Here is a 19,750-nt window from a genome sequence, read left to right as displayed (position 1 = left end):
CACAGCGCGTGACGGACTCTGCGTGGCGGCAGCGCAGGGCGACGCGCGTCACTGCGGTGCAGACCCCCGTCCGGGCCGCTGCGTTCCCTGCCCGACCGGTACGAGCACGGCACGCCGTTGTGCGCAACGCCTCACCCAGGGGATCGGCGGTGTGGCGGGTCGCTCAGTGACGCAGATCACGAGTAGGGGCCACACTTCCCAGGACGCCCCCGAGGGCGCCGAGGACGCGCCGCCCGGCCGGCAGGCCGGGCAGCCGGAACTGGTTGAGGAGTGTGGAGATGCGAGCAATGCACCGCCCGACGAGACGGCCCTGGAGGCGTTCCGTCGTCTCGCTCGGGGCCGCGGCTCTGCTGCTGGGCGCGGCCGCTTGTGGCGGTGATGACGGGGACGGGGGTGACTCGAGCGGTGGGGCCCAGTCGGATGAGATCTCCGAGCAGGGCGAGCCGGTCACCGGGGGAACCATCGAGGTGGGCCTGGAGGCGGAGACCAACAGCTGGCTCCCGGGTGAGGGCAGCTTCGGCAACCCGGGCACCACGGTCGCCTATGCCATCTACGACCCGTTGATCAAGCGCTCGGAGGACGGTGAGCTCCAGCCCTACCTCGCCGAGTCGATGGAGCCCAACGAGGACCTCAGCCAGTGGACGCTGACGTTGCGTCCCGACGTGCTCTTCCATGACGGCACCCCGCTGAACGCCCAGGCGCTGAAGACCATCTTCGACACCTACCTCACGGCCCCGACGTCGAACGTCGCCACCACGCTGGCCGAGGTGACCTCGCTGGAGGTCGTGGACGACCTCACCGTGCGTTACGTCCTCGAGGCGCCCAACGCCGCCTTCCCCGACGTCCTCACGCTTGCCCCGGGCTGGCCGTTCTCGCCGACCGCGGCCGCACGGTTCGGTCCGGACGCCGGCGCCAACCCGGTGGGGACCGGCCCGTTCAGGTTCGTCAGCTGGCAGCGGGACAGCGCACTGGAGGTGGAACGCAACGAGGACTACTGGCAGGAGGGCCTGCCCTACCTCGACGGGATCACCTTCCGGCCGATCCCGGACGAGGACACCCGGCTGGCAAGCCTGCAGAGCGGTGACATCCACGCGCTGCAGACGCTGCGGCAGAGCACCGTGGCGCGTGCCCGGGAGTTCGACGGCGTGGACAACTACGAGTTCCTGGGCAACAACAGCGGTGTGTCGCTGATCAACACCTCCAGGCCGCCGTTCGACGACGTGCGGGTGCGGCAGGCGCTGGCGTACTCCATCGACCAGCCGGCGCTCATCGACGTACTCGGCGGCACCGGGCTGACCCCGGAGGCCACCCAGTACTTCAGCCCGGACAGCCCCTACTACTCGGAGAAGGCGGCCGAGGCGTACCCGACCTACGACGTGGAGCGGGCCCAGGAGCTCTACGACGACTACATCAACGACCCGGAGCGCTCCGACGGGCAACCGGTGGGCACTGACCTCTCCTTCACCTACAACTGCCCGCCCGACCCCAGCCTCAACGAGCTCTCCCAGCTCTACCAGTCGTTCTGGAGCGCGCTGGGCATGGACGTGCAGCTCAACACGGTGGAGCAGGCCGCCCACATCCAGAACGCGCTCGCCAAGGACTACGACGCCCAGTGCTACCGGGTCGGCTCCCAGCGGGACCCCTACGTCGTGCTCGGGGATGCGTTCACCCCCGGCCCACTCAACGTCACCGGCTACACGAGCCCGGTGATCGACGAGAACCTGGAGATCCTCCGCACGACCACGGGCGTGGAAGCGCGGCGGGCCGCGGTCGAGGAGATCAGCCTCGACCTGGCCGAGAACGTGCCCAACGTCTTCACCGGGTACACGCTCACCGACGTGGCCGTGCGCGACGAGGTGAAGAACGTCGACGGCTGGACCTTCCCCGACGGCACGATGGGGAACGGGGCGGCGGACGCCACCACCATGTGGGGCTTCGTCTGGCTGGCCGACTAGGCCCTGACCTCGTCACGACGGCCCGGGCGCACCGCGCCCGGGCCGTCGTGCATCCGCCACCCGGACGGGTCACCCGGCGGGCAGGGTTGTGTGCTGCGTCACACAGACTTGGCATCGAGCCGTGCGCCGGCCCGGTGGCGCAGTTCACAGTCGTGGTCCACACTCCGACCACGCCCCCGAGGGCGCTGCCAACGCGCTGGTCGACCGGCTGCCGGGGCCTGGCGCATCTGCTGTGAGGAGTGTGGACATGCGAGGACTTCGCCGCCCGACGAGACGTCCCTGGAGGCGCAGGCTCGCCTCGATGGGGGCCGCGGCACTGCTGCTCGGCACGGCCGCCTGTGGCGGTGACGACGGCGGGAACGAGGACACGTCGTCCGGGGGAGCGGGGACCGACCGAGATCTCCGAGCAGGGCGAGCCGGTCGAGGGCGGTGAGATCACGATCGGCCTGGAGGCGGAGACCAACAGCTGGCTGCCCGGGGAGGGTTTGTTCGCCGAGCCGGGCACCAACGTGGCGTTCGCCATCTACGACCCGCTGATGAAGCGCACGGCGGACGGCGAGCTCAAGCCCTACCTCGCCGAGTCCATGGAGCCCAACGAGGAGCTCACCGTCTGGACGCTGACGCTGCGACCGGACGTCCAGTTCCACGACGGCACGCCGTTGAACGCCGAGGCGCTCAAGAGCAACTTCGACGAGTACCTGACCGCGCCGACGTCCAACGTGGCCGCCTCCCTGGCCGCGGTGACCTCGCTGGACGTGGTGGACGACCTGACCGTGCGGTACAACCTCGCCGCGCCCGATGCCGCCTTCCCCGACGTGCTCACCAGCGCCTCGGGCATGCCGTTCTCGCCCACCGCCGCGGCCGCCGCCGGCCCGGACGCCGGGGCCAACCCGGTCGGCACCGGCCCCTTCCGGTTCGTCAGCTGGCAGCGGGACAGCGCCCTGGTGGTGGAGCGGAACGAGAACTACTGGCAAGAGGGGCTACCCCACCTGGACAAGATCACCTTCCGCCCGATCCCCGACGAGGACACCCGGCTGTCCAGCCTGCAGAGCGGCGACATCGACGCGCTGCAGACCCTGCGGCAGAGCACCGTCGGACGCGCCCGTGAGTTCGACGGCGTGGACAACTACGAGTACCTGGGCAACAGCAGCACCGTCTCGCTGATCAACACCACCCGGCCGCCGTTCGACGACGTCCGGGTGCGCCAGGCCCTGGCCCACGCGATCGACCAGCCGGCGCTGATCGACGTGCTCGGCGGCACCGGCCTGACGCCGGAGGCCACCCAGTACTTCAGCCCGGACAGCCCGTTCTACTCCGAGGAGGCGGCGGAGGCATTCCCCACCTACGACGTGGAGCGGGCCCAGGAGCTCTACGACGAGTACATCAACGACCCGCAGCGCTCCGACGGCCAGCCGGTGGGAACCGACCTCTCGTTCACGTTCAACTGCCCGCCCGACCCCAGCCTCAACGAGCTCTCCCAGCTCTACCAGTCGTTCTGGAGCTCGCTCGGCATGGAGGTGAGCCTCAACACCGTCGAGCAGGCAGCTCACATCCAGAACGCCATCGCGAAGGACTACGACGTCCAGTGCTTCCGGGCCGGCAGCCAGGCCGATCCGGGGTTCACCCTCAGTCGGGCCTTCACCCCGGGCGCGCTGAACTTCACCGGTTACACCAGCCCGGAGATCGACGAACAACTCCAGGTGCTCCGCACCACGACGGACCTCGAGGCGCGCAAGGATGCGGTGGAGGCGATCAGCATGGAGGTCTCGGAGAACGTGCCGAACCTCTTCACCGGCCACAACCTGACCGACATCGCGGTGCGGGAAGTGGTCAAGAACGTCGACGGCTGGACGTTCCCGGACGGTACGCCGGGTGACGGCGTCCCGAGCGGCTCCGCCATGTGGGGCCACGCCTGGCTGGCCGACTAGGCTCCGACCTCGCCCACGGCGGCCCGGGCGCACCGCGCCCGGGCCGCCGTCGCGTTCCGCCACGGCGCTCCCGCGTGCGGCGCTGACCCAGGTCACCTCCTGGCGCACGCTGCTGCGGTGGGCAGCCACGCGCACGTCCCCGACGATGCGTGCGAGCACCTCGGCGCCCGTTCAGGAGCCCGTCGACGGCGAGCTCGTCGTCGGGTCGGAGGCCGTCGTGCGTCGGGGCCCGGGCGATCCGCGACACACGTCGACACGTGGTGACGTGGCTCACTGCGTGGGTCACACTGCGTCCGCGCGCATCGGCGCGCACGCGTCGACGCGCCGGCCTTCACGGCGTCGTCGTGCGGTACGCACCTCCGGTCGGGGAGATCCACATGCGAGGACATCGACGTCCGCAGGACGGCCCGTGGACGCGGGTCGTCGTCTCGGCCGGCCTGGCGGCCCTGCTGCTCGGCTCCGCCGCCTGCGGCGGTGGGGACGACGACGGGGGCGGCGACGGCGGCGGGGAGCGGGAGGTCGGTGCGGTCACCGACGTCTCGGAGCAGGGCGACCCGGTCGACGGCGGCGAGATCGTCGTGGGCCTGGAAGCGGAGACCAGCAGCTGGCTGCCCGGCCAGGGCACCTTCAACCAGCCCGGCGTGAATGTCGCCTACTCGATCTACGACCCGCTCATGCACCGCACCGCCGAGGGCGAGGTCGAGCCGTACCTGGCCGAGTCGATGGAGCCCAACGCCGAGCTCACCGAGTGGACGCTCACGCTGCGCCCCGGCGTGCGCTTCCACGACGGCACGCCCCTGGACGCGCAGGCGCTCAAGACCATCTTCGACGACTACCTGACCGCGCCGGGGGCGAACACCGCCGCCTCGCTCGACGAGGTCACGGCGCTGGACGTCGTCGACCAACTCACCGTCGTCTACCGGCTGCGGGAGGCCAACGCCGCCTTCCCGGTGCTGCTCATCTCCTCGCCCGGCTGGCCCTTCTCGCCCACGGCGGCCGCCGCGGCCGGCGAGGACGCCGGCGCCCGGCCGGTGGGCACCGGCCCCTTCCGGTTCGTCTCCTGGCAGCGCGACAGCCAGCTGGTCGTCGAGAAGAACGAGGACTACTGGCAGCCGGGCCTCCCGCACCTGGACAAGATCACGTTCCGGCCCATGCCCGACGAGGACACCCGGCTGGCCAGCCTGCGCAGCGGTGACATCGACGCGATGCAGTCGCTGCGGCAGAGCACCGTCATCCGCGCCCGCGACCTGGACGGCATCGACAGCTACGAGCACCTCGGCAGCAATTCCGGCGCGGGGACGCTCAACACCAGCAAGCCGCCGTTCGACGACGTCCGCGTCCGCCGGGCGCTGGCCCACGCGCTGGACCAGGAGGCGATCATCGAGGTGCTGGGCGGTGCCGGCGTCACCCCGCCGACGACGCAGTTCTTCAGCGAGGACAGCCCCTACTACTCCGAGAAGGTCGCCGAGGCATACCCGTCCTACGACCCGGAGAAGGCGCAGGAGCTCTACGACGAGTACGTGAACGACCCCGAGCGCTCCGACGGCAAGCCGGTCGGCACCGACCTCGCCTTCACCTACAGCTGCCCGCCCGACCCCAGCCTGAACGAGGTCGCCCAGCTGGTGCAGTCGCTCTACGGTGCGCTGGGCGCCCAGGTGGAGCTCGAGCAGGTCGAGCAGGCCACCTGGATCCAGAAGATGCTGGCGCGCGACTACGACACAGGATGCACCCGCGTCGGGGCCGACAGCGACCCCTACATCGTGTTCGACGCGGCCTTCACCGAGGGGCCGCTGAACATGACGGCCTTCCAGAGCCCGGAGATCGACGAGCAGCTGGACATCCTGCGGACGACGACCGACCTCGACCTGCGCAAGGCAGCCGTGGAGGAGATCGGGCTGATCGTCAACGAGAACGTGCCCAACACGTTCAGCGGCGGGACGCTGACGGTCATGGCGACCCGGGAGGCCGTCAAGAACGTCGACGGCTGGGTGTTCCCGGACGGCGGCCCCCGGGGCAACGGCGCGGCCTCCGCGCAGGTCATGTGGGGCCACGTCTGGCTGGCCGGCTGACGGAGCGCCTGCGCGGCCCGGGAGGGGGCCCGTGGTGGCACTCTCCCGGGCGCCCGGAGACGTTGTGCGCATCGCATAGTTCGACACCCGACGAGAGTGGCGAGCCGCCTAGTGACGCAGCCCACTGCCGTAGGACAGACTCCCAGCACGCGCTGTGGGCGCTCGCACATCGACGCGCCGTTCGCCGGCCTGGTCGCTGTGCCGGTACGACACTGGTCAAGGAGAAATTTGATGCGAGGACATCGGCGCCCGATGCGAGGCCCGTGGAAGCAGGCTGTCGCTTCCGTGGGGCTCGTGGGAGTGCTGCTCGGGAGCGCCGCCTGCGGCGGTGGCGACGACGAGGGCGGCGACGCCGAGGCCGGTGCGGTCAGCGAGTCGGTGGAGGCCGGTGACCCGGTCGAGGGCGGTGAGATCGTCGTCGGCCTGGAGGCCGAGACCAACAGCTGGCTGCCCAGCGAGGGCACGTTCAACCAGCCCGGGCTCAACGTGGCGTACGCGATCTACGACCCGCTGATGCAGCGCAGCGAGGACGGTCCCGTCGAGCCCTATCTCGCCGAGTCGCTCACGCCGAACGACGACCTCACCGAGTGGACGCTGAAGCTCCGCCCGGACGTGCAGTTCCACGACGGCACCCCGCTGAACGCCGAGGCGCTGAAGACTGTGTTCGACACCTACCTCAAGGCGCCCGGCTCGCGGCTCTCCGCGCAGCTCGCCGAGGTCACCTCGCTGGACGTCGTCGACGACCTGACCGTCAGCTACAAGCTCGCGCAGACCAACGCGGCCTTCCCCGACATCCTGGTCGGTGCCGCCGGCTGGCCGTTCTCCCCCACCGCCGCCGCGGCGGCCGGCCCCGACGCCGGCGCCAACCCGGTCGGCACCGGCCCGTTCACGTTCGTCTCCTGGCAGCGCGACTCCAACCTCGTCGTGCAGAAGAACGAGAACTACTGGCAGGAGGGCAAGCCCTACCTGGACAAGATCACGTTCCGGCCGATCCCCGACGAGGACACCCGCCTGTCGAGCCTCCGCAGCGGTGACATCGACGTCATGCAGTCGCTGCGCCAGAGTACCGTCATCAAGGCGCGCGAGCTGGACGGCGTGAACAACTTCGAGCACCTGGGCAGCAACGCCGGCGCCCTGACGCTCAACGTCAGCCGGGCGCCGTTCGACGACATCCGCGTGCGCCAGGCGCTGGTGTACGCCGTCGACCAGGAGGGCCTGATCGAGGTCCTCGGTGGCTCCGGCGTCACGCCCCCGCAGACGCAGTTCTGGAGCCCGGACAGCCCCTGGTACTCCGAGAGGGTCGCCGAGGCCTACCCGGCGTTCGACCCGGAGAAGGCCCAGGAGCTCTACGACGACTACGTCAACGACCCGGAGCGCTCCGACGGCAAGCCGGTCGGCACGCCGCTGTCCTTCACCTTCCAGTGCCCGCCGGACCCCAGCCTCAACGAGCTCTCCCAGCTCTACCAGGCGCTGTGGGGCAACCTGGGTGCCGAGGTCGAGCTGCAGCAGACCGAGCAGGCCGCCTGGATCCAGGACATGATCGCCCGCGACTACGACACCGGCTGCACCCGCGTCGGTGCCGACCGTGACCCCTACCTCGTGTTCGACGACGCCTTCACCGAGGGCCCGCTGAACATGACCGCCTTCCAGAGCCCCGAGATCGACGAGCAGCTCGAGATCCTGCGCACGACGACCGACGTCGACGCGCGCAAGGCAGCCGTCGAGGAGATCGGCCTGGTCCTGAACGAGAACGTCCCCAACGCGTTCAGCGGCGGCACGCTCACCGTCCTGGCCACCGACGAGTCGGTCCGGAACCTGGACGGCTGGACCTTCCCCGACGGCACCATGGGCAACGGGGCGAACGCCTCGACGGCCATGTGGGGCCACGTCTGGCGAGTGGAGTAACCGCCCGTGTACGTCCTCCGCAGGCTCCCGTCGTTGCTGGCCACGCTCTTCGCGGTGTCGTTGCTGACCTTCCTCATGACCAGTCTGCTGCCCGGTGACCCGGCGCTGCAGATCCTGGGTGCGGAGAACGCAACGCCCGAGGCGATCGCGGCCGTCCGCGCCGATCTCGGCCTCGACGACCCGCTCCCCGTGCGCTACCTGCACTGGATCGGTGACGCGCTGACCGGCGACTTCGGTCGCTCCTACCGGACCAACGAGCCGGTCAGCGACGCCATCCTGGACCGGCTGCCGGTCACCGCCGAGATCGGCATCCTCGCGATCGTCATCGCGCTGCTCGTGGCCATCCCGGTCGGGATGCTGTCGGCCTACCGGGCCGGCACGCGGACCGACAAGCTGATCAGCAGCACGAGCTTCGGCCTCCTCGCGGTGCCGAACTTCATGGTGGCGATCTTCCTGATCCTGATCTTCGCCGTGTGGTTGGGCGTGCTGCCCGCCACGGGCTGGGTGAACTTCACCGACGACCCGGTGCAGAACCTCAGATCGGCGTTGCTCCCGGCGTTGTCCCTCGCGATCGCGGAGATGGCGGTCTACACCCGACTGCTCCGCACGGACATGATCGCAACGCTGCAGCAGGACTTCGTGACGATGGCGCGCGTCAAGGGCGTCTCGAACCGGCGGATCCTCTTCCGGCACGCACTGCGCCCGTCGTCGTTCTCCCTGATGACGGTCGCGGGCGTGCAGGTCGGGGCGATCATCGGCGGCTCGGTCGTCATCGAGACGCTGTTCGCGCTGCCCGGGGTCGGTCGCCTGCTGCTCGAGGCGGTACTCGTCCGCGACCTGCTCATGGTCCAGGGCGTCGCACTGGTGATCGCCATCAGCTACGTCGTCGTGAACTTCACCGTCGACATCCTGTACTCGTATCTCGACCCGAGGATCTCGCATGGACGCTCTGCGGCACGAGTCTGACCCCCTGTCCGCCGCGCACCTCTCGACCGAACGGGACGACGCATGAGCACCCCTGTGCCCAATCTCGGCGCTCCGCACCCGGGGGCCACCTCGGAGCTGGCGCTCGGCGACGGTCTCGTCGCCGAGACCAGCGGCGGTGCCGCGGCTGCCGCGGCACCCGCGGCGAAGCGGAAGAAGCGCGGCTACGGCATCAGCTTCTGGCTGGCCACGGCCTGGCTGGTGGTGGTGCTCATCTGCGCTGTCTTCGCCGACCTGCTGCCGGTCAAGGACCCGCTCACCCCGGACGTCATCAACAAGCTGGCCTACCCCGGTCCCGAGCACTGGCTCGGTACCGACGGCCTGGGCCGTGACAACCTGGCCCGGCTGGTCCACGGTGCGCGCGTCTCGGTGACGATCAGCGTCACGGCGGTGGCCATCGGCATGGTGGTCGGTGGCTTCATCGGCATCGTCGCGGGCTTCTTCCGCGGCAAGCTGGAGACCGTCCTCATGACGATCATCAACGTCATCCTGGCCTTCCCGGCCCTGAGTGCTGCTGCTGGTCCTGCTGGCCTTCGTCGGCCGCAGCCTCGTCGTGATCTCCCTGATCGTCGGCTTCCTGTCCATCCCGATCTACACCCGTGTGGCCCGGGCGACCACGCTGGCCGTCGCCGAGCGCGAGTTCGTCCGGGCGGCCCGGACGATGGGCGCGAAGAACTCGCGAGTCCTGGCCCGCGAGATCCTGCCCAACGTCGTGCTCCCGGTGGCCGCGTTCGGCCTGGTGGCCATGGGCGTGGTGATCGTGCTGGAAGGGACGCTGGCCTTCCTGGGCCTCAGCGTCCAGCAGCCGGCGCCCACCTGGGGCGGCATGATCTTCGACGGCAAGCGGTACCTCAGCGAGGCCCCGCACGTCGTGCTGATCCCCTCGATCGCCATGTTCCTCACGGTGCTGTCGCTGAACCTGGTCGGCGACTCGCTCCGCAGCCGCTTCGACGTCCGAGGGAGCAACCTGTGACGACCGCGCCGCCGCTGGACGGCCGAGCGAACGAGCCCCTGCTCGAGGTGGACGACCTCCGCACCTACTTCGACACGCCGCGAGGCATCGTCAAGGCGGTGGACGGGGTCTCCCTCCGGGTGGACCGGGGCAAGACACTCGGCATCGTGGGGGAGTCCGGTTCGGGGAAGACCGTGCTGTCGCGGTCGATCATGAACCTGCTGCCCCGCACGAACACCATCCGCGAGGGCTCCGTGCGCTTCGAGGGTCGTGAGCTCACGACCATGAAGAACAAGGAGATGCGGACCATCTGGGGCGCCGAGCTGGCGATGATCCTGCAGGACCCGATGACCTCGCTGAACCCGGTCACCAAGATCGGCGAGCAGATCACCGAGTCCCTGGGCATCCACCTGGGTGAGAAGGGCAAGGTCGCGCGGGCGCACGCCGTCGAGCTGCTCAAGTCGGTGGGCATCCCGGCCGCCGAGCGGCGGCTGGGGGAGTACCCCCACCAGCTGTCGGGCGGCATGCGGCAGCGCGTGACCATCGCGATCGCGCTGGCCTGCGGCCCCAAGCTGCTGGTCGCCGACGAGCCGACGACGGCGCTGGACGTCACCGTGCAGCGCCAGATCCTGGACCTGCTCGAGTCCCAGCAGAGCCAGCGCAACATGGGTCTGATCATCATCACCCACGACCTCGGTGTCGTCGCCGGGCGAGCGGACGAGATCGCCGTCATGTACGCGGGCCGGGTCGTCGAGCGGGCGCCCACCCGGGAGCTCTTCGCCCGCCATCGGCACCCGTACACGGAGGGGCTGTTGCGGTCCATCCCGCGGCTGCACCAGCCCAGCCACACCAGGCTGCAGGCCATCCCGGGGCGCCCGCCGGACCTGGTGGACCCGCCGGCCGGGTGCGCGTTCGCCCCGCGGTGCAACTACGCGCAGGACAAGTGCCTGACGGAGACGCCGCCGCTGGCGCCGCATGCCGCCGGGCACGAGGCGGCCTGCCACTTCCCGGTGGGGACGGCCGCCGGCCAGGAGGCGCTCGCGCGGAACGTGGCCGCCGGGCGCACCGCCGCCGGCACCCCCCTCGATGAGACGGTTCTCGCAACGGCAGGAGCAGCCTGATGGCCGGAAGTGGTACCGCGCACCTGCGGGACCAGGACGACATCGTCCTGCGTGTCGAGGGCCTGGTCGTGGAGTTCCCGCTGGAGAAGGGGCAGAAGGTCCACGCCGTCTCGGGCATCAGCTTCGACATCGCCAAGGGCGAGACGCTGGGCCTGGTCGGTGAGTCCGGCTGTGGCAAGTCGACGACCGGGCGGGCGATCATGCAGGCTCCCCGCCCGACCGGCGGCAAGATCCTCTTCGACGACAAGGACCTCAGCGGTCTGTCCGCCGACGAGCTCCGCCGCAGCCGCACGAAGCTGCAGATGATCTACCAGGACCCGATCTCGTCGCTGAACCCCCGGCGCCGGGTGAAGGACATCGTGGCCGAGGGGCTGTCGATCTGGGAGGGCAAGGGCAGCGACGACCCGCGGGTCAACGACATGCTGGCGGAGGTCGGGCTGGACCCCGAGCGGGCCGGCTCGCGACGTCCGCACGAGATGTCCGGTGGCCAGTGCCAGCGCGTCTCCATCGCGCGGTCGCTGATCATGCGGCCCGAGGTGCTCATCTGCGACGAGCCGGTGTCGGCGCTCGACGTCTCCGTGCAGGCGCAGATCCTCAACCTGCTCGAGGACCTCAAGGCCGAGTACAACCTGACGATGGTGTTCATCGCCCACGACCTCGCCGTCGTGAAGAACATCAGCGACCGGGTGGCTGTCATGTACCTCGGCAAGATCTGCGAGGTGGCACCGTCCGACCAGCTGTACGCGCAGCCGGCGCACCCGTACACGGCTGCCCTGCTGGCCTCCATCCCGGAGCCGGATCCGGACGCCAAGCACAGCGACGCCGGCCTGGGTGGCGAGCTGCCCTCCCCGGTCGATCCGCCGAGCGGCTGCCGGTTCCGGACCCGCTGCCCGCGGGCCGCGGACCTGTGCGCCGGGGAGGAGCCGCAGATGCGCCGAGGTCGCCCAGGGCCAGTACGTCGCCTGCCACTTCCCGCTGGTGGGGGAGCAGGCACCCGAGGGCGACCGGGCGATGGCGTCGACCCCCGCCTGAGCCCAGCAGCACCCACCGCGGCTGAGCCGACCGGTTCCCCGGTCGGCTCAGCCGCGGTCGTGCGTCCGGGCTCGGTTCGTCCAGGTCAGGACCGGGACACGCGGTCGGTGAGCGCCAGGACGTGCTGCCAGGCGTCTTGGCAGGCGTCGGCCCAGTCTCCGAAGGCGCGGTCGAAGAAGGAGTGCGGCGCGCCCTCGTAAACGGGGGCGTCCACGTCGGCGCCGGCGGCGCGCATCCTCCCGGCCAGGGCGAGCTGGTCCTCGACCGGCGTCGCCGCGTCGGCGCCGGCGATGACCATGACGGTGGGCAGGGCGGCCCGCTCGGCGGCGTCGCCGACCATCGAGGGCCGGCCGTAGAACCCCGCGCACCCGGCCAGACCCAGGTCGCCGCCGGACTGCCGCCAGGAGTGGCTGCCGCCGAAGCAGAAACCGACCGTGACCACGGGCAGATCGGCGCCGTGCCGCTCCCGCAGCGCGGCGATGGCGGCGGCGATGTCGGCGTCGATGCCCTCAGGCGTCGTCTGCGGGATGTGCTCCTGCCAGCCGAAGTCCTCCCCGCGGGTTCCGCCCTCGGGCAGGCCGGCGGTGCGCCCGAACCAGTCGATCGCGACGGCGGCGACTCCGGCCTCGGCGAAGCGCTCGGTCAGCGCCACGTAGTAGGGGTGCAGGCCGCGGATGTCAGGGAGGACGACCACGCCGGTGCCCGGCGTGTCCGCCGGCGCGGCGTAGGCGGCGGCGAACTGCGTGCCGTCGGCGGCGGTCAGGGTGAGGGAGGCGCGTTCTGCCACCTCACCGCTGCGGGGTGGGGCGGGCGGGCGGCTGTCGTGGTCATGGCACATGAGTCCGTTGTAGCCGTTCTCGGGGGCGGCCGCCCGTCGGTGGCGGACCCCGGACGTGCGACGGCCCCCGTGCCGGCCGGGTGGCCGGCACGGGGGCCGAGGTGCGCGGGAGGTCAGGCGAGCAGCTGCTCGGCCACGGCGTCCCAGTGCTCGGTCGGGGTGCCGAAGAGCAGACCCGTGGACTTGGCGCGGCGGTAGTACAGGTGGGCGTCGTGCTCCCACGTGAACGCGATGCCACCGTGCAGCTGGATCGAGTCGGAGGCGGCCAGCCAGTAGGCTTCTGAGCAGTACGCCTTGGCGAGGTCGACCGAGATCTCGGCGTCCTCGGCACCCTCGGCCAGCGCCCACAGGGCGTAGTAGGCCGCGGAGCGGGCGGACTCGACCTCGAGCAGCATGTCGGCGCAGCGGTGCTTGACGGCCTGGAAGCTGCCGACGGGGCGGCCGAACTGGTAGCGCAGGTTGACGTACTCGACCGTGCGCTCGAGGCAGCGCTGGGCGCCGCCGACCTGTTCGGTGGCGAGCAGGACGATGGCGATGCGCATGAGCTGGGGGACCAGCGTCGCGGCGTCGCCCTCGGCACCGACCAGGCGGGCCGGGGTGCCCGAGAAGCGGACCTCGGCCAGCTTGCGGGTCATGTCGAGGGTGGTGAGCGCCTTGCGGGTCAGGCCGGAGGCCGAGGCGTCGACCGCGAAGACGCTGGGGCCACCGGGGGCCTGGGCGACGACGAGGAGCAGGCCCGCGGTGGTGCCGTCGAGGACGAAGGACTTGGTGCCGTCGATGGTCCAGCCCTCGCCGGCCCGGGTGGCGGTGGTCGACAGGTTCTCCGCCGTCCACCTGCCGTCGGCCTCGGCCAGCGCGACAGTGGCGATCGTCGAGCCCTCGGCGATGCCGGGCAGCAGGTCGGACTTGGCCTGCTGGTCGTCCGACAGCTGGAGCAGGTTGGCCGCGATCACGGTGGCCAGGTAGGGGGCGGGCAGCAGCGCGCGGCCCATCTCCTCGGTGACCAGGGCGGTCTCCAGGATGCTGAAACCGGAGCCGCCGAACTCCTCGGGGATGGCGAGGCCCTGGAGGCCGAGCTGCTCGGCCATCTGCTTCCAGACGCCGGCGTCGTAGCCCTCGTCGGTCTCCATGAGGCGGCGGACCTCCTGCGAGGAGGACCTGGTCTCGAGGAAGCGGCGCAGGGTCCGGCGTAGCTCTTCCTGCTCCTTGTCGAACTGCATCAGCATGGGGTGAACCTCTCAGAAGTCGTGCGGTCAGGACAAGTGACGTGGGGGGTGCGCGGAGTGCGCGGGTGGATCAGTTCCCGAAGTCCCAGCCGCCCTCCGTGGCGTACCGGTCGAGCACGTGCTTGGCGATCAGCACCTTGTGCACCTCGTCCGGTCCGTCGGCGAGACGCAGGGTGCGCGCGCCGAGGTACATACCGGAGAGCGGGAGGTCGCTGGAGACCCCGGCCGCGCCCCACACCTGGATGGCCCGGTCGACGACGCGCGAGTACGCCGCGGGCACGAACACCTTGATCGAGGAGATGTCGGTGCGTGCTCCGCGGTCGTTGCGCGCGACGCGCTCGGCGGCCTGGATGGTCATCAGCCGGGCTGCGCTGATGTCCATGTAGCTGTCGGCGATGAAGCCCTGCACGAACTGCTTGTCCTGGAGCGGGCCCCCGTGGACGGTGCGGGTGGTGGCCCGCTCGACCATGAGGTCGAAAGCGCGCCACATCTGCCCGATCGAGTTCATGCAGTGGAAGACGCGGCCGGCGCCGAGCCGGTCCTGGGCGGCCTGGTGGCCCTGCCCGACGGCGCCGAGCAGGTTGCTCGCCGGCACCCGCACGTCCTCGTAGCGGACCTCCACGTGGTCCGACGTCGGCCGCCCCCAGATGCCCACGCCGCGGACGATGTTCACGCCGGGCGCGTCGGTCGGCACGATCAGCTGCGCCATCTGGCCGCGGCCCGACGCCGGGTCGTGATCGGCCTCGACCACGCGGGTCATGACGATGAAGAAGTCGGCGGCGTGACCGTTCGAGGTGAACCACTTGTGCCCGTTGAGGACGAGCTCGTCGCCGTCGCGGAACCGCTGTCGTGGTCAGCGAGCGCGGGTCGGAGCCCGGGTTCTCCGGCTCGGTCATCGAGAAGCCGGACTCCAGCTCGCCTTCGACGAGCGGGCGCAGCCACCGCTCCTTCTGTTCTTCGGTGCCGTACTTGAGCAGGATCGTCTGGTTGCCCGAGTTGGGAGCGACCACGCCGAAGAGGGAGGCCGCGCCCATCGCGTAGGCGAGCACCTCGTTCATGTAGGCGTGCGCCAGGAAATCCAGGCCCATGCCGCCGTACTCCGGGGGCAGGTGCGGCGCCCACAGGCCCGCCTTCTTGACCTTCTGCTTGATCTCCTCGCGGGCGGCCTTCGCGTCGATGACCGACGGTTCGGTCTCGACGGCGCCGCCGTGCGCGGAGCGCCAGAGCTCGCGCTCCCGCGGCAGGATGTCCTCGTTCACGATCTCCGCGGTGCGCATGCGGATGTCGTTGATGCGGTCGTCGAGCGTGGGGATCGGCCGGACGGTCAGGGGCACGGGGGCGGCCCCTTCAGGCGTCCGTGCCGGCGGCGGCCTGCTGCCGGAAGTTCTCCCGCAGGACCCGCTTGGACAGCTTCCCGGACGGGGTGCGCGGCAATTCCTCGACGAAGTCGATCGTGCGGGGGCACTTGAAGTGGGCCAGCCGATCCCGGGCCCAGGTCAGGAGCTCCTCGGCGAGCGCGGGGGAGGGCTCGTAGCCCGGCTGCACCTCGACGACGGCCTTCACCGACTCGCCCCACTCCGGGTCCGGCACGCCGATGACGCCGACGTCGCCCACGGAGGGGTGGGTGATGAGCACTGCCTCGACCTCGGCGGGGTAGACGTTGACGCCGCCGGAGATGATCAGGTCGACGCTGCGGTCGGTGAGGAAGAGCCAGCCCTCCTCATCGAGGTAGCCGACGTCGCCGAGGGTGAAGTGGTCGCCCTTGTACGACGACGAGGTCTTCCCCTCGTCGCCGTAGTACTCGAACCGGCCGACGTCGGGTGCACGCATGTAGATGGTCCCGGGGACGCCGGCCGGGCACTCCTCGCCGGACTCGTCGAGGATCCGGATGTGTCCGGGTTCCGGATGCCCCACGGTCCCGGGTCGCGCGAGCCACTCGTGCGGCCCGACGATGGTGCCGATGCCTTCGGTGGCCGCGTAGTACTCCCATGCGATCGGGCCCAGCCAGTCCATGAACGCCTGCTTGACCGGGACAGGACAGGGCGCGGCCCCGTGCCAGACGTGGCGAAGGCTGCTCACGTCGTACCGGTCCTTGACCTCCTGGGGCAGCGAGATCAGCCTGTGGAACATCGTGGGCACCAGGTGGGTGTGCGTGATCCGGTGCTGCTCGATCAGCCGCAGCGTCTCCTCGGCGTCCCACTTGTCCATGAGCACCACGCCGGCGCCCCGTGCCATCGGCAGGTTGAGCGAGAAGGCCAGCGGAGCGGAGTGGTACAGCGGGCCGGTGACCAAATTGAGGTCCTGGCCCGCGACGTAATCCGTGGCATCGGAGAACGCCGTCGACGCCGGCGTCCCCGAGGGGCGGTACACGCCCTTCGGGCGGCCGGTCGTCCCGGAGGTGTACAGCATCGTGCTCCCCAGTTGGGGATCCTCGATGTTCTCGGTGGATTCCTTCGCCAGCGCCTGCTCGTAGTCCTCGAAGCCGTCGCCGGTGCCGTCGACGACGAGCAGGGCGCGGGCGTCCACGCCGTCCAGCGCCCGGCTGACCGTGTCGGCGAAACGGCCGTCGACCACGACCGCCCGGGCGCCGCAGTCGCGGAGGATGTAGTTGATCTCGTCCGCGGTGAAGTGCCAGTTGACCGGTGTGAGCCGCAGCCCCGTGCGCTGAGCGGCGTAGAGCGTCTCCACGAACTCGGGGCGGTTGGAGCTGATGAGGGCGATCGAGTCGCCGGCAACGAGGCCCCGGGCGCGCAGGGCCCGGGCGACCTGGTTGACGCGGCCGTTGAGCTCTGAGTACGTGGAGTCGCCCTGCGCGGATCGGATGGCCGGTGCGTCGGGCTGACGGGCCGCCCACAGAGCGAGCAGGGTTCCAGTGGCGGCGGCGCGCTCGACGAGGGCCTCCACGTCTGGTGTCAGCGGGGCGACCTGGGGAGCGGAGGGGGACGACATGCTGTCTCCTGACGGGGAGGGGGCGGGCCAGTGGGGTGCGCGGGCGGCGGTGTCGCGGTAGGAGTCCAGGGCACGTCCCCAGGCGGCCAGGCCCGCGGATGCGTCCGGGAAGTCGTCGGGGACGAGGTGCGTGGCCAGGTCACGGAGCCGGGCGGCCGCGGCGCGGTCGGCCTCGGCGAGGACCTGCCCGCCCAGCTCGGTGACCAGGTGGGTGACGTGCCGGCGGTCTGCTGGGTCGGTGCCGCGCTCGACCATCCCGCGGGCGACCATCCCGCGGGCGACCAGGCCGTCGACCAGCGCGGTGACGCTCGGCCGGCTGACCACGAGCCGCTGGGCGAGGGTGGAGGCGTTCACCGAGCCCTCGGACAGCAGGCTGAGCAGCCGGTACTGAGGCACGGAGAGCTCGCAGCCCGCCAGGGCCACCTCGACGTGCCGGGCCAGACGGGCGACCGTGCGAGCTCCGCTCGCCGTGGGCTCGGTCACAGCCACCAACCATTCAGGTTTCGAAGTTCTTTGGCAAGGCTTTCGGTCCAGCCCGTCCGTACTGCGGCGTGAGCGGAGGGTGACGCAGCCCACTATCCCCCATTAGGGTCGCGCTCGATCGCGGGATCGTCGGGTCGAGGGGTGTGCGCCGGTGCGGACCACCGAAGAGCCTGAGGGCAGCGCCAGGCAGTGGAACCGCACCGCCGAAGCGCGCCGGGCGCTCATCGCCGCTGCCGGCCAGGTGTTCGCCGAGCGCGGGTTCGCCGAGTGCAGCGTGGCCGACGTCGTCGAGCGCGCCGGGCTGAGCGTGGGCAGCCTGTACCACCACTACGGCGGGAAGTCCGAGCTGTTCCTGGCCGTGTGGGAGGACCACCAGGCCGCCTACGAGGAGCAGGCGGCCACCGCGGTCGCACGTGCCCGGCAGGCCGGTACGACCTCGCGCACAGAGCTCTTTCTCGTCGGCGCGCGCGCGTACCTCGAGACCACGTGGGAGCGGCGCGCGCTGGCCCGGTTGTTCCGCGACGGCGACGGGCCACCAGGTTTCTTCCTCGTCCGCAGCCGCCGGCGCAACGACTGGGTGCGGCAGAACGCGGTGCTGCTGGCGGTGGGCACCGGCCCTGCGGACCGGCTGCTGGTCTCCATCCTAACCGCGGCGATGGGCGAGGCCGGACGACAGATCATCGGCTGCACCAGCGAGGACCAGGCCACCGCGGTCACCGAGAGTGCGCTGGCGATCATCAGCCGGCTGTCGGACCCCCGGGCGGGCTGACCGCTTCGGCGTCGGCGCGCCGGCTGGCCCGCAGGGCGGCCAGCGATGTCAGCGCCGTGGCGGCATTGACGGCGAGCATGGTGAGCAGCGTCCAGCGGTAGCCGCGCAGCAGGTCGGCCAGTCCGTCGGCCGAGACGCCGGAGAGCGTCCCGGCGAAGGCGTACTGCCGCAGCTCGGGGGCCAGCGGGGCGGTGAGCACCGACAGGACGACGGCGGTGCCGACGACGAAGCCGCTCTGCTGCAGCATCAGCCGCATCGCGTTGGCGATGCCCAGCCGGTTGTGCGGCATGGCTCCCATGAGCGCGGTGGTGTTCGACGGCATGAACAGCCCCGACCCGGCGCCGGCGAGCACCAGGCCCCCGGCGATCGCCGGGTAGGCGGCGCCGGTGACCACCGACGTGAACAGCACCAGCAGGCCGGCGCCGGTGCACACGTTGCCGACGACGGCGAGGGCACGCGGGGAGATGTGCCGCTGGAACAGGCCCGAGGACGACGAGAAGATCAGCGTCGCCACCGCCAGCGGCAGGACGCGCAGACCGGCCGACAGCGGGTCCACGCCCTGCACGGCTTGGAAGTACAGCGAGAACAGCAGCAGCACGCCGGCCTGCGACGTCGAGTTCAGGAACGAGGCGAGCAGGCCCAGGGCGAAGGGCCGGTCGCGGAACAGCGTCATGTCGACCAGCGGGTGGGCGACCCGGCGCTCGAAGAGCACGAACAGCGGCATGCCGAGGGTGAAGACGGCCAGCCCGCCGACGACCACCCAGCTGGTCCAGCCCAGCGTGGTCGCCTGCGAGAGCGCGGCCAGGCCGCTGCCCAGCGCGACCAGCACGAGCAGGTTGCCGGGGACGTCGATGCCCTGGCGCTCGCCGGAGCGCGCGACCCGGGGGAGGGCCCAGGCGCCCCAGGCCAGGCAGAGCAGGCCGATCGGCACGTTGAACCAGAACACCCAGCGCCAGCCGGCGTGCTCGGCTAGCACGCCGCCGACCGTCGGGCCCAGCAGCTGGGCGACCGAGAAGGAGGCGAGGTAGATGCCCATGCCCTGGCCGAGCCGGGCGCGGGGGAAGGCGGCAGTGACGAGCGCGGCGCTGTTGGTCAGCAGCATCGCGGCGCCCGCGGCCTGGAGCACGCGCAGGCCGACGACGATCCAGGCGTTGGGGGCCAGACCGCACAGGAAGCTGGCGAGGGTGAAGGTGGCCAGGCCCATCAAGTACATCTGCCGGCGCCCGAACATGTCGGCCAGCCGGCCGAAGAAGATCATCAGGCCGGTGTTGGCCAGCATGAAGGCCAGCAGCATCCAGCTCGCCGCGGTGGCGCTGGCCTCGAAGTGCCGCACGACGGTGGGCAGGGCGACGTTGAGGGCGCTGCCCGACATGCCCGAGAAGATGCTGGCCAGGCTGACGACCGAGAGGGTCCGCCAGGCCTCCTTCATGACGGCGGGTTCGTCGGGCGCCTCCTCGGCGCCCACCCCCTCCGGAGCGGCCGGCGGCGGGGGTGCGGCACCCTCGCTGCTGGTGGTCCGCGCGTCGGCAGCCAATGCAT

13 protein-coding genes and 3 pseudogenes are annotated in these 19,750 nt (G+C 71.0%); 9 read left to right on the top strand and 7 right to left on the bottom strand.

Annotated elements, in window-relative coordinates; translation table 11 throughout:
- Positions 1–467 precede the first annotated feature (467 nt).
- From JKP75_RS10845 to JKP75_RS10810, 8 genes and pseudogenes are all read left to right on the top strand, one after another.
- The gene (locus JKP75_RS10845; RefSeq protein ID WP_200493067.1) at positions 468–1,955 is read left to right on the top strand and encodes an ABC transporter substrate-binding protein; all 1,488 of its coding nucleotides are present in this window, start codon (positions 468–470) and stop codon (positions 1,953–1,955) included.
- Between the two features lie 344 nt (positions 1,956–2,299).
- Positions 2,300–3,883 (top strand): ABC transporter substrate-binding protein, encoded by a 1,584-nt coding sequence (locus JKP75_RS10840; RefSeq protein ID WP_200493066.1) that lies wholly within the window; start codon positions 2,300–2,302, stop codon positions 3,881–3,883.
- Between the two features lie 344 nt (positions 3,884–4,227).
- A complete protein-coding gene (locus tag JKP75_RS10835) occupies positions 4,228–5,952 on the top strand; it encodes an ABC transporter substrate-binding protein (protein WP_200491186.1) in 1,725 nt (574 codons plus the stop codon).
- Positions 5,953–6,237: 285 nt separating this feature from the next.
- Positions 6,238–7,857, top strand: coding sequence for an ABC transporter substrate-binding protein (locus JKP75_RS10830; protein ID WP_200491443.1), 1,620 nt, complete (start codon positions 6,238–6,240; stop codon positions 7,855–7,857).
- A 6-nt stretch (positions 7,858–7,863) separates the two neighbouring features.
- The gene (locus tag JKP75_RS10825; protein WP_309229751.1) at positions 7,864–8,823 is read left to right on the top strand and encodes an ABC transporter permease; all 960 of its coding nucleotides are present in this window, start codon (positions 7,864–7,866) and stop codon (positions 8,821–8,823) included.
- Between the two features lie 526 nt (positions 8,824–9,349).
- Positions 9,350–9,814: an ABC transporter permease gene (locus tag JKP75_RS10820; protein WP_200493065.1), complete on the top strand. Its 465-nt coding sequence runs from the start codon at positions 9,350–9,352 to the stop codon at positions 9,812–9,814.
- Positions 9,811–10,914: an ABC transporter ATP-binding protein gene (locus tag JKP75_RS10815; RefSeq protein ID WP_309229750.1), complete on the top strand. Its 1,104-nt coding sequence runs from the start codon at positions 9,811–9,813 to the stop codon at positions 10,912–10,914. Before JKP75_RS10820 ends, JKP75_RS10815 begins: the two co-directional genes overlap by 4 nt.
- Positions 10,914–11,946 (top strand): annotated as a pseudogene (locus JKP75_RS10810) (ABC transporter ATP-binding protein). The gene JKP75_RS10815 and the pseudogene JKP75_RS10810 overlap by 1 nt, the downstream one beginning before the upstream one ends.
- An 85-nt stretch (positions 11,947–12,031) precedes the next feature.
- Here JKP75_RS10810 and JKP75_RS10805 read toward each other — a convergent pair.
- The 6 genes and pseudogenes from JKP75_RS10805 to JKP75_RS10785 form a co-directional block, all read right to left on the bottom strand.
- Positions 12,032–12,733: a dienelactone hydrolase family protein gene (locus tag JKP75_RS10805; RefSeq protein WP_309229749.1), complete on the bottom strand. Its 702-nt coding sequence runs from the start codon at positions 12,731–12,733 to the stop codon at positions 12,032–12,034.
- A gap of 164 nt (positions 12,734–12,897) precedes the next feature.
- Entirely contained in the window at positions 12,898–14,010 is a 1,113-nt protein-coding gene (locus tag JKP75_RS10800; protein ID WP_200491446.1) for an acyl-CoA dehydrogenase family protein, read from the bottom strand.
- Between the two features lie 70 nt (positions 14,011–14,080).
- Positions 14,081–14,605: an acyl-CoA dehydrogenase family protein gene (locus JKP75_RS21240; RefSeq protein ID WP_309229992.1), complete on the bottom strand. Its 525-nt coding sequence runs from the start codon at positions 14,603–14,605 to the stop codon at positions 14,081–14,083.
- 15 nt (positions 14,606–14,620) lie between these two features.
- A pseudogene (locus JKP75_RS22805) lies at positions 14,621–14,836 on the bottom strand (acyl-CoA dehydrogenase family protein); the annotation flags it as partial.
- 100 nt (positions 14,837–14,936) lie between these two features.
- A pseudogene (locus JKP75_RS24585) lies at positions 14,937–15,287 on the bottom strand (acyl-CoA dehydrogenase family protein); the annotation flags it as partial.
- Positions 15,288–15,357: 70 nt separating this feature from the next.
- The gene (locus JKP75_RS10785; protein ID WP_200491448.1) at positions 15,358–17,442 is read right to left on the bottom strand and encodes an AMP-binding protein; all 2,085 of its coding nucleotides are present in this window, start codon (positions 17,440–17,442) and stop codon (positions 15,358–15,360) included.
- A 151-nt stretch (positions 17,443–17,593) separates the two neighbouring features.
- On the opposite strand from JKP75_RS10785, the gene JKP75_RS10780 reads away from it, so the two are divergent.
- Positions 17,594–18,211, top strand: coding sequence for a TetR/AcrR family transcriptional regulator (locus JKP75_RS10780; protein ID WP_200491449.1), 618 nt, complete (start codon positions 17,594–17,596; stop codon positions 18,209–18,211).
- Here the strand turns inward: JKP75_RS10780 and JKP75_RS10775 are convergent.
- Entirely contained in the window at positions 18,180–19,745 is a 1,566-nt protein-coding gene (locus JKP75_RS10775; RefSeq protein WP_200491450.1) for an MFS transporter, read from the bottom strand. The two genes, JKP75_RS10780 and JKP75_RS10775, sit on opposite strands and share 32 nt — an antisense overlap.
- Between the last annotated feature and the right edge of the window lie 5 nt (positions 19,746–19,750).

This window comes from Blastococcus sp. TML/M2B (assembly GCF_016612865.1).
Classification (GTDB): domain Bacteria; phylum Actinomycetota; class Actinomycetes; order Mycobacteriales; family Geodermatophilaceae; genus Blastococcus.
Note: the sequence above shows the minus strand (reverse complement) of the source record. Positions and strands in the feature narration are given on the sequence as shown.

Bases quoted from the DNA above. Each gene is read 5' to 3' on its own strand.
- JKP75_RS10800 (WP_200491446.1), bottom strand. From the start codon at position 14,010: ATGCTGATGCAGTTCGACAAGGAGCAGGAAGAGCTACGCCGGACCCTG.